Annotated in this window: 12 protein-coding genes; 8 read left to right on the top strand and 4 right to left on the bottom strand. The window is 66.5% G+C overall.

Annotated elements, in window-relative coordinates; genetic code table 11:
* Window positions 1–97 precede the first annotated feature (97 nt).
* A complete protein-coding gene (locus QRN07_RS01495) occupies window positions 98–1,456 on the top strand; it encodes an aspartate kinase (RefSeq protein WP_050686704.1) in 1,359 nt (452 codons plus the stop codon).
* A 41-nt stretch (window positions 1,457–1,497) separates the two neighbouring features.
* Here the strand turns inward: QRN07_RS01495 and QRN07_RS01490 are convergent, their stop codons facing one another.
* Together QRN07_RS01490 and QRN07_RS01485 are read right to left on the bottom strand one after the other, a co-directional pair.
* Window positions 1,498–1,713, bottom strand: coding sequence for a hypothetical protein (locus QRN07_RS01490; RefSeq protein WP_050686730.1), 216 nt, complete (start codon window positions 1,711–1,713; stop codon window positions 1,498–1,500).
* 140 nt (window positions 1,714–1,853) lie between these two features.
* Entirely contained in the window at window positions 1,854–2,096 is a 243-nt protein-coding gene (locus tag QRN07_RS01485; RefSeq protein WP_050686706.1) for a hypothetical protein, read from the bottom strand.
* 79 nt (window positions 2,097–2,175) lie between these two features.
* Between QRN07_RS01485 and QRN07_RS01480 the strand changes: the two genes are divergently transcribed.
* From QRN07_RS01480 to QRN07_RS01465, 4 genes are read left to right on the top strand one after another with little or no spacing between them, the layout of a single operon-like run.
* Window positions 2,176–2,661 (top strand): MarR family winged helix-turn-helix transcriptional regulator, encoded by a 486-nt coding sequence (locus tag QRN07_RS01480; RefSeq protein WP_056595454.1) that lies wholly within the window; start codon window positions 2,176–2,178, stop codon window positions 2,659–2,661.
* A gap of 15 nt (window positions 2,662–2,676) precedes the next feature.
* A complete protein-coding gene (locus QRN07_RS01475; protein ID WP_285240198.1) occupies window positions 2,677–3,255 on the top strand; it encodes an SSI family serine proteinase inhibitor in 579 nt (192 codons plus the stop codon).
* Window positions 3,242–4,189: a 3-methyladenine DNA glycosylase gene (locus QRN07_RS01470; protein ID WP_285240197.1), complete on the top strand. Its 948-nt coding sequence runs from the start codon at window positions 3,242–3,244 to the stop codon at window positions 4,187–4,189. Before QRN07_RS01475 ends, QRN07_RS01470 begins: the two co-directional genes overlap by 14 nt.
* Window positions 4,173–4,520, top strand: a complete 348-nt coding sequence (locus tag QRN07_RS01465; RefSeq protein WP_050686711.1) for a hypothetical protein — start codon at window positions 4,173–4,175, stop codon at window positions 4,518–4,520. The genes QRN07_RS01470 and QRN07_RS01465 overlap by 17 nt, the downstream gene beginning before the upstream one ends.
* A 114-nt stretch (window positions 4,521–4,634) precedes the next feature.
* On the opposite strand, the gene QRN07_RS01460 is transcribed toward QRN07_RS01465, so the two are convergent.
* Together QRN07_RS01460 and QRN07_RS01455 are read right to left on the bottom strand one after the other, a co-directional pair.
* Window positions 4,635–7,727, bottom strand: coding sequence for a S8 family serine peptidase (locus QRN07_RS01460; protein ID WP_285240196.1), 3,093 nt, complete (start codon window positions 7,725–7,727; stop codon window positions 4,635–4,637).
* Window positions 7,728–8,183: 456 nt separating this feature from the next.
* Window positions 8,184–8,366 (bottom strand): hypothetical protein, encoded by a 183-nt coding sequence (locus QRN07_RS01455; RefSeq protein WP_050686714.1) that lies wholly within the window; start codon window positions 8,364–8,366, stop codon window positions 8,184–8,186.
* Window positions 8,367–8,621: 255 nt separating this feature from the next.
* Between QRN07_RS01455 and purS the strand changes: the two genes are divergently transcribed.
* The 3 genes from purS to purL are packed head-to-tail and all read left to right on the top strand — an operon-like array spanning window position 8,622 to window position 11,954.
* Window positions 8,622–8,873 (top strand): phosphoribosylformylglycinamidine synthase subunit PurS, encoded by a 252-nt coding sequence (purS, locus tag QRN07_RS01450; RefSeq protein WP_050686715.1) that lies wholly within the window; start codon window positions 8,622–8,624, stop codon window positions 8,871–8,873.
* Window position 8,874: 1 nt separating this feature from the next.
* Window positions 8,875–9,648: a phosphoribosylformylglycinamidine synthase subunit PurQ gene (purQ, locus tag QRN07_RS01445; protein ID WP_050686717.1), complete on the top strand. Its 774-nt coding sequence runs from the start codon at window positions 8,875–8,877 to the stop codon at window positions 9,646–9,648.
* A complete protein-coding gene (gene purL / locus QRN07_RS01440) occupies window positions 9,645–11,954 on the top strand; it encodes a phosphoribosylformylglycinamidine synthase subunit PurL (RefSeq protein ID WP_285240195.1) in 2,310 nt (769 codons plus the stop codon). The genes purQ and purL overlap by 4 nt, the downstream gene beginning before the upstream one ends.
* Window positions 11,955–12,023 lie beyond the last annotated feature (69 nt).

Genomic DNA, 12,023 nt, shown 5'->3' with positions numbered 1-12,023 from the left:
GTTGCGGGCGGCGATAAACTGTCGGAGGAAGTCGCGCCATGCCGGCGTCAGGCTGCCAGGCCTCCAGAATTCCAACTGATCCAGTGAAGGTATGCGCATGAGTACGCCCACTACCGAAGTGCACAACGCAACCGAGCAGCAAGTGCTGCCCACCGGCCGTGCGGTGACCAAACAGCTCATCGTGCAGAAATTCGGTGGCTCTTCAGTCTCCGACGCAGCCGGCGTGAAGCGCGTGGCCAAACGCGTGGTGGACGCCCAGGCCGCCGGCAACGAGGTTGTGGTGGTGGTCTCCGCGATGGGCGACACCACTGACGAGCTCCTGGACCTCGCCTCACAGGTCACCGATTCCGCTCCCGCCCGCGAAATGGACATGCTCCTTTCTGCCGGCGAACGGATCTCCATGGCGCTGCTGGCCATGGCCATCAACAAACTCGGCGCCTCTGCCCAGTCGTTCACCGGTTCGCAGGCGGGCATGATCACCGACGGCATCCACGGCAAGGCCCGGATCATCGACGTCGATCCGCACCGCATCCGGACCGCCCTGGACAAGGGCAACATCGCCATCGTCGCCGGTTTCCAGGGCATGAGCCGCACCACCAACGAAATCACCACCCTGGGCCGCGGCGGCTCCGACACCACGGCTGTGGCCTTGGCCGCAGCACTGGAAGCCGATGTCTGCGAGATCTACACCGACGTCGACGGCATCTACACCGCCGATCCCCGCGTGGTTCCCTCCGCCCAGAAAATCGACACCATCTCCAGCGAGGAGATGCTGGAACTGGCAGCGTCAGGCGCCAAGATCCTGCATCTGCGGTGTGTTGAGTACGCACGCCGGTTCGGCGTTCCGCTGCACGTCCGATCCTCATTCAGCCAGCACGAAGGCACCTGGGTCATTCCCAGCGCCGAAGACAAGATCACCACTCAAGAGGGAGTTGCCTTGGAGCAGCCAATCATCTCCGGCGTTGCACATGACCGTTCCGAAGCCAAGGTCACCGTTGTTGGCGTCCCGGACATTCCCGGCAAGGCCGCAGCGATCTTCCAGGTCATCGCCGACGCACACTCGAACATCGACATGATTGTGCAGAACGTGTCCACCCACGGCACCGGCCGGACGGACATCTCCTTCACGCTGCCCATCGTGGAAGGCGCCGACGCGCTGGCTGCGCTGCATGCGGCGCACGACCAGATCGGCTTCGAGACCATCGAGTACAACGAGCAGATCGGCAAGCTGTCCCTGATCGGAGCCGGCATGCGCTCACATCCCGGCGTTTCCGCGACGTTCTTCAAGGCGCTCTCCGACGCCGGGATCAACATCAACATGATCTCAACGTCGGAGATCCGCATCTCCGTGGTGACCCACGCGGACCTGCTGGATGAGGCCGTGCGCGTCATCCACAACGCCTTCGACCTGGACAGCGACAGCGAAGCCACCGTTTACGGCGGCACCGGACGCTGACGCTGCGGCGTTGACCCGTTGGCGGCCCGGCAACCGGGCAGTCAGCGGGTCCCGCCGGTGTCCTCGCGCCGGACGGCGTAGTGATGTCCGGTTGAATCTGATTCCACAACAAAATGCGACAGGTCCTCTTCCGAGGCCTGCTCGAATTCGTCGTGCCGGTGCACCACCGGTGTATCGGCGTCGAGCCTGGTGGCGGGACCGAAAACGAACCGGAGCCTGTCGGTGAGGCCCATAAACCCCTTGAGTGCGTGTGCCACTGTTTCCACCCCCTTCCCTGCAGGGTAGGACGCGAGGCCGCCATCATGGGCGAGCCAGTGATCCCATTTTACGCTTGGACCAGCGAAAAGGACCGGGCTTCTCTCGGCCGGAAGACGCCGGGAGGGGGGACCTCAGGCTGTCACCGGAGGGATTTGTCGTCCGGGTTTCGGGGTACCACGTAGGTGCTGCCATCCGGCCGGGTCAGCGTTTCCCATTGCTGGCTCTCCGCCTGGCGTTCGGCCAGCAGCTTCCGGTTGTCCTCCGTCATGGCGTGGCCCAGCGACGAACGGTTTGCCGGGCCGAACACGGCCCGGAGCTTTCCGGTGGCCCGCATGAACCGCTGCGAGGCGTTTTCCCTGCCTTCGGGGCTGGACTTACCCATGGACCTGGATTCCTTTCATCCACCGACTACCTAATCCCAGTGTAGGCTAATAATTAGTGCACTAACAATTGGAGGTCTGATGACCAACCGCGCCGACGCCCCGGCTGAGGATGACCTGCTCCTGGAACAGCAATTGTGCTTCGCGCTGACAGTTGCCGCCCGGAGTGTGGTGGGGGCCTATAAACCCGTGCTGGAGAAACTGAACCTCACCCACCCGCAGTACCTGGTGATGCTGTGCCTGTGGGAGGCCAGTCCGCGTACGGTCAGGAACATCAGCGACGCCCTGGCCCAGGAACCCGCCACCATTTCACCGCTCCTGCGGCGGCTTGAGGCCGCCGGCCTGATCACCCGACGCCGCGCCGACGGCAATGAACGTGCCCTGGCCGTCGACCTCACGCCCGCGGGCGCGGACCTCCGGACCGAAGCGCTCAAGGTCCCGGGCACCATGATGGACAGGCTGGGCCTGACCCGCAGCGAGGTGGCAGGCCTGCACGCGTCCATGATGGGCCTCATCGCCGCCACGGCCGGTTCGCCGGAGGCGCGCACCGCTAGAATTGAACAATGACGGAAGTACCTGCAGATGCGTAGCGCGCGGTGGCACCTGGCACTCTTGGTGCTGGCTGCGGGCCTGCTGGCGTCCTGCTCCGGCGGTCCTGGCACGGCCGCCCCGTCGTCAGCTCCTGCCGCTTCAGCCTCAGCCTCAGCCTCAGCCTCAGCCTCAGCTCCAGCAGACCCTGACCCGCTGCCTGATCCCGGGAGCACAGTACCTGCGCCGTCGCCGGAAGCCAGCCCGCCGCCGTCGGCCGGCCCAGGGCAGGGCGACGCGGAACTTGCCATTTCCGTGGTTCCTGACGTGGGCCAGGAACCCGTGAACTACACCCTGGTGTGCCGGGCGGGAGTTCCGGCCGCCGAGAGCAGCCATCCCACTGCCCAGGCCGCCTGCGCCGCGTTGAAGGCCAACGCGGCGCTGCTCAGTCCGCCGAAACCCACGGCCGCGGTGGGCTGCACCCAAGAGTACGGCGGCCCCCAGAAGGCCACCGTGACCGGGGTGGTGGACGGCGTGCCCGTTGACACCGCTTACAGCCGCAACGACGGCTGCGCCATTGGCGCCTGGAACGCCGCCCGCAGCATCCTGGGTCCCGCCGGTGGAGCAGTTTAGCGTCCTGGCGCCGGACCAATGGCAGGCGCTGGAGCGCAGCCACCAGGACCGCGTCAGCCGCTACGCCGACCCCTACCTTGCCCGCCGGTCCGCGGGCCGGAAGCATCCCGTGGAGGACTTCCTTTTCACTTATTACACCCAGAAGCCGGGCCAGCTGCGCCGCTGGCATCCCGGCGCGGGCACCGTGCTGCTCGGCCCACCGGCTGCTGCCCGCAGCAGCTGGAAGCATTACCGGACGCTTGACGACGGCGAACTCGCCGGGCTGGGGCTTGCCGCCGGAACCAGCGCTGTCACCATGGACCGGGCCGCCTTCCTGGCCGACCGCAGGGACGCTGTGGTGTTCGCGGACGTCATCCTGCGGGGCACCGCTGCCCGGCCCGCCCAGTTCGGCTGCTTCGGCCTGCATGAATGGGCGATGGTGTACCACCAGGACAGGTTTGACCTGCGCCACGAGTACCTGCAGCTCCGGCTCGGCTCCAAAGGTACGGACAAGGTGGTGGAGGACAACCGGATCCGCTGCACGCACTTTGACGCGTTCCGGTTCTACACCCCTGATGCCACGCCGCTCAACGAGCTCGAACCGACCCGGGAAAACCAGCGGCAGCTGGAACAGCCCGGCTGCCTGCACGCCAACATGGACCTCTACAAATGGGCGTACAAGCTGACGCCGGCCTTGCCCAGCGAGCTGGTCATGGACTGCTTCGAACTGTCCTGGCGGGTGCGGGCCATGGACATGAAGGCTTCCCCATACGATCTGGCCGAGTGGGGCTACCCGCCCATCCGGATCGAAACACCTGACGGCAAGGCGGACTACGTGGCCCGGCAGCGCGCTTTTGCCCAGGAGGCAGCTGTCCTCCGCAGCAGGCTGGCTGCCGCCCTCCACACGGCAACGGCCGTCGGGGAAAGGGACGTTGACCATGCCCGCACCGCTTGAGCTTCGTTTGGCCATCCGCCTCAGTGACACCCCTGACGGCCCGCACCATGACTTCTCTCTGGTGGCCAGCGAGGGAGTGCTGGCCGACGGCTCCACCGTCCCGGATCCGCAGGCAGCCCTCGCGGCGGTGCTCCGGTACGGCGAAGGTATTTTCTTTCCCAAGCCGGGACCGCCCAGGATCTGCACCCAGCAGTACGGCGGCCCACAGCGGGCCGTTATCACCGGCACGTTCGGGGGCCGGCAGGTCCACACCGAGCTCTCCCTGACGGACGGCTGCGAAATTGCGCGGTGGCGTGCCCTGGCGCCCCTGCTGGGCGGAACCGCCACCTAGGCTCCGCCGAATCTCCCCGCCTTCGAGGGAACAGCAACGGCGCACCGCTTGGAAAATGCGGCGCGCCGTTGGTGTTCACTGGCGAAGCTGGGGAATTTCAGCGGTCAGTGCCGCCTACACCCCCAGGTCTGCGTTGCCGGAATTCTCCGGCAGCTCCTGCTTCTTCTTCTCCTTTTTGACCTTGTCCTTTTTGTCCTTCTTGGACGGGTCCGTCTGCTCGTCGTCAGGGACGACAACCGGTGCACCCGGGGTAACCACCACGGAAACGAAGGTGGGCTGGGCGCCGCCGGAGTAGTTCACGCGGCCGATGTAGGAACCCGGTGCCAGGTTCTTCCAGTCCAGCGTCACCTCACCGGCGGAACCGTTGGCCAGCCGGAGCGGGTTGGGGCTCACCGTTGCGTTACCCACGTTGGCGCCCAGCACCGCAGCGTCCAGGGAAGCCTTGGTGGGCTGCCCGTTGGGGCTTGCATAGAGATTGGCGAACATGGTGTAGACACCTGCCGGCGGGTTGACGACGGACACGGACTCGCTGGCGGACACCGTCTGGGCGGCAAGCTGCCGTCCGTCCGGGGCGAAGACCAGCAGGTCGAAGTCAGCGGTCTCGTCCGATGAGAATACGGAGAACTTGGCCAGCGGAGACCCTGCAGCCACAGTAACCTGCTTCACGGCGTTGGCCGGGTTGTTGGCCAGGGCCAGCGGGCCGGGGACCAGTTCAATGGCGGTGGAGTCCGCCTTGGACAGCCCATCCACGGTCATGCTGATCGGCGCGTTGGTGCCGGACACCACGGGGATCTTCCCCTGTCCATTGCCACCCACCGAGCTGAAGGCGGCGTTGGCCGGGGCCACTGCCGACTGCGGCCGGACGGCCACCGGGGATGCGACGTTCTTGCCGGCGCCCTGCCACACCAGGCTGCCCATGGCGAACTGGCCGGTGGGTGCTGAGGTGTTTTCGAACTTGACCTTGAACGTCCGCTTTTCGCCGGCGGCGCTGAAGTTCAGGATCGACGGCGTGACGGTCACCTTGACGCCCGGCACATTGGCTTGCGCCCGGTAGAGGCCCGGGGTCAGGGCGGTGACGGTCCGGGTCACTTCGGTTTTGCCGGTCAGTGCGCCGAGGGCGAAGGATGCCACGTTCATGTCCCGCGGAGCGGTGCTCCCCAGGTCCGGGATGCCCAGGTCGAGGCCTGTGCCCTGGATGAACTTGAGGTAGTCGTTTTCGTTGGCGTCGTACACCAGGCCCGGATCGAGGACCTTGGCCACGGAGACCTGGCCGGCGCCGGTGGCGAAGACGTCAGTGTTTTTGCTGCCGTCCGCGTTCTTGACGTCAGCGGCCGTGGTCATCATTGCCGACTTCACGGTGGCCGGTGACCAGGTGGGGTTCTTGGCCAGGACCAAGGCACCGAAACCGGCCACATGCGGGGCGGCCATTGAGGTGCCGGACATCATGCCAAACTGAGCGCCGCCTTCGGCGATGGGTGAAACGCCAGCCAGGACAGCGACGCCGGGAGCGGCAACGTCAGGCTTGAGCAGATCCGAACCGGTGGCCAGCAGCGGTCCGCGTGAGGAGAACCCGGCGATCTGCGGCTGGGGTGCCTGCGGCAGTCCGGTGGTGTCCTTATTAACCAGGGCCGCCGTGATCTCCGGATTGGCCGCCAGCTTGTCCTTGATCTGCTGGGTTGCCGGCGGGTTCACGTGCACGGTGGGTACTGCGTGCTGGTCCACGTCCTCGGAGGATGCAGTGACGTTGACCAGGATCATGCCCACACCACCCGCACGCTTGACCTCGGAGCTCTTGGCGACGCGGTCCACTACCCCGCGGTCGCAGACCACAATCCGGCCCGTCGCTTTGGCGGGGTCCAGGGTGTTGGGTCCGCACAGTTCCGGGCTGGCTGCGCCTGCGGCAGCAGCGTTGGCGGCCAGGACCAGCCGGCTGGCCGGGACGTTGTTGGCCATCAGGCTGGCGCCGCGGAACTTGGTGCCGTCGGCGAATTCGACGGTTCCCTGCAGCTCAGTGGAGAAGGAGCTTGCGGCGACTGTGGTGAGCCACGGAGCACCGTGGTTCACGGTGCTGGCCGTGGGGCCGGAGTTGCCTGCGGAGGCAGAGACGAACACGCCGGCCGAGGCTGCCGAGAGGAACGCCAGCGCCACCGGGTCGGTGGTTGTGGAGGTGCTGCCGGAGATGGAGTAGTTCAATACATCCACGCCGTCCAGGATCGCCTGGTTGATGGCGGCCACGGAAGCGGAGCTGTAGCAGCCGCCGGTGTTGGGATCCGTGTCTTCCCAGCAGACCTTGTAGATGGACAGCTTGGCGGCAGGGGCCACGCCGCCGGTGATGCCCATGTCGCGGGCTCCCAGGTTGGCCCGGACATTGGCGTTGCCGGCCGCAGTGCTGGCGGTGTGGGTGCCGTGGCTTCCCACGTCAACGGGCGACAGGACTTCTTCAGGTGCTCGGTCCTCGACCGGGACGTAGGCCTTGAAGTCGTCAGCGAAGTAGCGGGCGCTCAGGACCTTGGAGTTGCAGGCGCTGCCGTCAAAGTCAGCGCCGGTGCCCTCACCCTTTTGGCACTCGCCAACGAACGTGTCGCCGTCGGACTTCAGCATGGCGATGTTGCCGTCGCCGTTGCGGTAGGGAATCCCGACGACGGGTGCGCCCTCGAGCGGCTTGACGTCAGCGCCCGCGAAGAAGGGGTTGGAGGGCGTGTAGCCGGAATCGATGACACCGACCACCACGCCCTTGCCGGCGTTCTCCGTACCGCCGAATGACGTGTTCCAGATGCCCTGTGGACCGGACAACTGGAGGAAGTCGGTGGTGGAGTAGTCAGGGGCGTTTTCGGTGTCCGGTGCCACCATCAGGACTTTGGGGTCCTTGGCCAGGTTCAGCGCCTGATCCGCGGACAGGTCGGCGGTGAACCCGTTGATGGCCGCGGTGAACGTGCGCTTGATCTGGACGCTTTCGTCCTTGGCCACTTCCTTCTGCCGGGTTTCCAGGTGCTGCTGGTACCGCTGGACCTCGGGCTTGGAAGCGTCCAGCTTTTTGCCGGTCTGGGGCTTGGTTGCGCTGAGCCCGTCGGTGCCGCCATCGTAGGTGGCCGCCGGCTTTTCGGCCAGCACTACGATGTACCGGCCCGCCTGGTAGTCCTTCGGGTCAACGTTTTTCTGCTGGACGGACGGGACCTGTCCCGCGGCGGGGGCCGCGGTGGCCGGCATGACGGCTACTGATGTGAGGAGTAATGGAATGCCGATGGAGAGCGCCGCCGCCCTCCGGACCCCTGGGCTTCGAAGGAAGCTCTTGCCTGCTGATTTCACGGGTGGTTTGAACCTTTCCTAAAGGAACGCTCCCGGCGGTGCCGGGCACACGAAGCCAGCCTGACGATGTGACAGATTTTGTCGGCCTTTTCCCGAGGCTGGCCGAACTCACACTACAGACTGAGAGCTAAATATGACATAGGTAACACGCAAGATTCATACGGTGTCACGTGAATTTACACAGCCTTTACACAGCCGGTGGGCGTAGTCTCCTGCGGCGGGCCCGGGCACGGTTGCAGGCCGGAGAGGGGTCAGGGCTTGCGTAAGCGGCCGCCGGCATACGCCGGGCAGGCCGCGGCCAGCCGGTCCTCAGCGTGCCGTGAAGGCGGGGCCGGGGCCTGATTGCCGGAAGGTGCCTTAGCGCGGAGTGCGCACCACGTCGCTGATCCATTGGCGGGTCTTCTCGTCAACGGGGCCAGCCAGCTTGCTGTCCCGGGACAGACGGTCCGCTTTGACCTTCTGCAGCACCATCCGTCCCAGCCCGGCAAACACGGCTGCTGCCATCACGGGCAGGAGGAGCGACTTCGATTTCTCGGCCATCCAGCCATCCTAATGAAGGCCCTGCAACAACTCCAGACCCAACAGTCGCTGCGCCGGAAACGAGGCGGCCGTCACGGGCCGGCCGGCGGAAGCAGCCGGATGCGGAACGGGGCGCTGCGGCCGGTAGAATAGGTACGCAAGCTCGCGGAGCGCCCGTCCTCACTGTCCATTGCCGGCAGATCCCACCTTCGGAACGGCGTGAGACGGCATCACTCCGCTGCGCCCTTACCCAAGCTCACGCACAGGAGTTGCCGGATGCCCCGGATCGTTGTTGACGTCATGCCCAAGCCCGAGATTCTGGACCCGCAGGGGAAGGCAATCGTAGGCGCCCTCCCCCGGCTGGGCTTCACCAGCTTCAGCTCTGTCCGCCAGGGCAAGCGGTTCGAACTGACGGTGGACGGCGAGGTGACCGAGGAGATCCTGGCCCAGGCACGCGATGCCGCCGCGACGCTGCTCTCCAACCCCGTTATTGAGGACGTTGTCAACGTCGAGGTCGTCGAGGCCTGACATGACTGAACTTCCCCTCATCGGCGAAGCCGTCGCCGTCGCAGCGGTGCCGCGCCTGGCAGGCGCCCGGATCGGCGTCGTCACGTTCCCCGGCACCCTTGATGACCGCGATGCCGCCCGCGCCGTCCGGCTGGCCGGCGGAACCGCCGTCCCGCTGTGGCATGCCGACACCGCCCTCGGTGACGTGGACGCCGTCGTGATTCCCGGCGGCTTCTCCTACGGCGATTACCTGCGCGCCGGTGCGATCGCCCGGTTCGCGCCGCTGATGTCAAAGATCATCGACGCCGCCAACTCCGATGCGAAGCTCCCCGTCCTGGGCATCTGCAACGGCTTCCAGATCCTGACCGAGTCGCACCTGCTGCCCGGTTCCATGATCAAGAACGACCACCTGAAGTTCCTCTGCCGCGACCAGGTGCTGCGGGTCGAAAACAGCAACACCGCCTGGACGCTTGACTACCAGGCGGGCCAGGAAATCACCGTTCCGCTGAAGAACCAAGACGGCCAGTACCTCGCCGATGAAAAGACGCTGGACGCCCTGGAGGCCGAAAACCGCGTGGTGTTCCGCTACGTGGGTTTCAACCCGAACGGCTCCCGCCGGGACATCGCCGGCATCTCCAACGCGGCCGGCAACGTGGTGGGCCTGATGCCGCACCCGGAGCACGCAGTGGAAACCGGCTTCGGCCCCGAGTCGCTGGACGGCATCGGCGGCGCGGACACGGACGGGCTGGGCTTCTTTACCTCCGTTTTGACCAAGATTGTGGGAGGCGACAAGTGAGCACCGAAACCACCAAGAAGTTCAACATCGACACGGTGGCGAACGCCGAAAAGACGCCGGACACCGAGCTGCCCTGGGCCGAGCTGGGCCTGAAGCAGAACGAGTTCGATGACATCCTCAAGGTCCTGGGCCGCCGCCCCACCGGCGCGGAACTGGCCATGTACTCGGTCATGTGGAGCGAGCACTGCTCCTACAAATCCTCCAAGAACCACCTGCGCCAGTTCGGCGAGAAGGTGACCCCGGAGATGAAGAAGGACATGCTGGTGGGTATCGGCGAGAACGCCGGCGTGACCAACCTCGGGGACGGCTGGGCCGTGACCTTCAAGATCGAATCGCACAACTCGCCGTCGTTCGTGGAGCCCTACCAGGGCGCCGCAACCGGCATCGGCGGGATTGTCCGCGACATCATCTCGATGGGCGCCCGGCCCGTTGCCGTGATGGATCCGCTGCGCTTCGGCGCCATCGACCACCCGGACACCGCACGCGTTATGCACGGCGCCGTGGCCGGCATCGGCGGCTACGGCAACTCCCTGGGCCTGCCAAACATCGGCGGCGAAATGGTGTTCGACGCCGTTTACCAGGGCAACCCGCTGGTCAATGCCCTCGCCGTGGGCGTGATGCGCCACGAGGACATCCGCCTGGCCAACGCGTCCGGCAAGGGCAACAAGGTGGTCCTGTTCGGTGCACGCACCGGCGGCGACGGCATTGGCGGCGCCTCGGTGCTGGCCTCCGAGTCCTTCGACGACACCAAACCCTCCAAGCGGCCCGCCGTGCAGGTGGGCGACCCCTTCGCGGAGAAGGTCCTCATCGAGTGCTGCCTTGAACTTTTCAAGGGCTCCCTCGTGGAAGGCATCCAGGACCTGGGCGCAGCCGGCATCTCCTGCGCCACCTCGGAACTGGCCTCCAACGGCGATGGCGGCATGGCCGTCGAGCTGACATCGGTGCTGCTCCGCGACCCCACGCTGACCCCGGGCGAAATCCTGATGTCAGAGTCGCAGGAACGCATGATGGCAGTGGTCACCCCGGAGAACGTCGCGGCCTTCGAAGCCGTGATGGACAAGTGGGCCGTGGAATACGCCTGGCTGGGTGAAGTGACCGACAGCGGCCGCCTCATCATCACGTGGGAGGGCGAGGTGATTGTCGACGTCGACCCCCGTACCGTGGCGCACGACGGCCCGGTCTACGACCGCCCGTTTGCCCGTCCCGACTGGCAGGACGCCGTCCAGGCTGACCTGTTCACCGGGTCCGTGCAGGACGCCGGGCGGCCCGCCGCCCCGGCCCAGCTTGCGGCGGCAGTCACCGAACTGGTGGCGTCCCCCAACATGTGTTCCAAGGCCTGGATCACCAACCAGTACGACCGGTACGTGGGCGGCAACACCGCCATGGCGTTCCCGGACGATGCAGGCGTGGTCCGCGTGGACGAGGAATCCGGCCTGGGCGTTGCCCTGGCCACGGACGCCAACGGCCGCTACACCTACCTCGATCCGTACCACGGCGCCCAGCTGGCCCTGGCCGAGGCCTACCGCAACGTCGCCACCTCCGGCGCCGTCCCCATGGCCGTCAGCGACTGCCTGAACTTCGGGTCCCCGGAGGACCCGGACGTGATGTGGCAGCTTGCCGAAGCCATCCGCGGCCTGTCCGACGCCTGCATGGTGCTGGGCATCCCGGTCACCGGCGGCAACGTTTCGCTGTACAACCAGACCGGCACCACGCCGATCCACCCCTCACCGGTGGTGGCTGTGCTGGGCAAGCTCGACGATGTCGCCCGCCGCACGCCGTCGGGCTGGCGGGAAGACGGCCAGGCCATCTACCTGCTGGGCACCACGGCCGCGGAGCTGGACGGTTCGGAATGGGCCAACATGCGCGGCCACCTGGGCGGCCTGCCGCCCAAGGTTGACCTCGGCGCCGAACGGGCGCTGGGCGAGATCCTGATCAACGCCTCCCGCGACGGCATGGTCGACTCCGCGCACGACCTCTCCGAAGGTGGCCTCGCAGCCGCCCTGGTGGAGTCCTCGCTGCGTTACGGCGTGGGCGCCCGCATCGCCCTGCAGGATGTTATGGACCGGGACGGCGTGGACCTGTTCACGGCGCTCTTCTCCGAAACCCAGGGCCGCGCCGTGGTGGGCGTCCCCCGCTCCGAGGAAGTCCGCTTCACGGACATGTGCACCGCCCGCGGTTTCGCGCACACCCGGATCGGCGTGGTGGACGCGGACAGCGGAACCCTTGCCATCAACGGCGTGGACGAACTGGCGCTCGACGCACTCCGCGAAGCCCACGAAGCGACCCTGCCGAAGTACTTCGGCTGAACCGTAACACCGCCAGCGCGGGGTCGCCTCCGGCCCACCGGTCCTTCGGGACCGGGCCGGAGGTGGCCC

Source organism: Pseudarthrobacter sp. MEB009, assembly GCF_030208875.1.
GTDB lineage: Bacteria > Actinomycetota > Actinomycetes > Actinomycetales > Micrococcaceae > Arthrobacter.
The sequence above is the reverse complement of the archived record's forward strand: the minus strand, read 5'-3'. Positions and strand labels throughout refer to the sequence as shown.

Coding starts and splice junctions, on each gene's coding strand:
- purQ (WP_050686717.1), top strand. CDS start 8,875: ATGACTGAACTTCCCCTCATCGGCGAAGCCGTCGCCGTCGCAGCGGTG.
- QRN07_RS01465 (WP_050686711.1), top strand. CDS start 4,173: ATGCCCGCACCGCTTGAGCTTCGTTTGGCCATCCGCCTCAGTGACACC.
- QRN07_RS01455 (WP_050686714.1), bottom strand. CDS start 8,366: ATGGCCGAGAAATCGAAGTCGCTCCTCCTGCCCGTGATGGCAGCAGCC.
- QRN07_RS01480 (WP_056595454.1), top strand. CDS start 2,176: ATGACCAACCGCGCCGACGCCCCGGCTGAGGATGACCTGCTCCTGGAA.
- QRN07_RS01460 (WP_285240196.1), bottom strand. CDS start 7,727: ATGCCGGCCACCGCGGCCCCCGCCGCGGGACAGGTCCCGTCCGTCCAG.
- QRN07_RS01495 (WP_050686704.1), top strand. CDS start 98: ATGAGTACGCCCACTACCGAAGTGCACAACGCAACCGAGCAGCAAGTG.
- QRN07_RS01475 (WP_285240198.1), top strand. CDS start 2,677: ATGCGTAGCGCGCGGTGGCACCTGGCACTCTTGGTGCTGGCTGCGGGC.
- purS (WP_050686715.1), top strand. CDS start 8,622: ATGCCCCGGATCGTTGTTGACGTCATGCCCAAGCCCGAGATTCTGGAC.
- QRN07_RS01485 (WP_050686706.1), bottom strand. CDS start 2,096: ATGGGTAAGTCCAGCCCCGAAGGCAGGGAAAACGCCTCGCAGCGGTTC.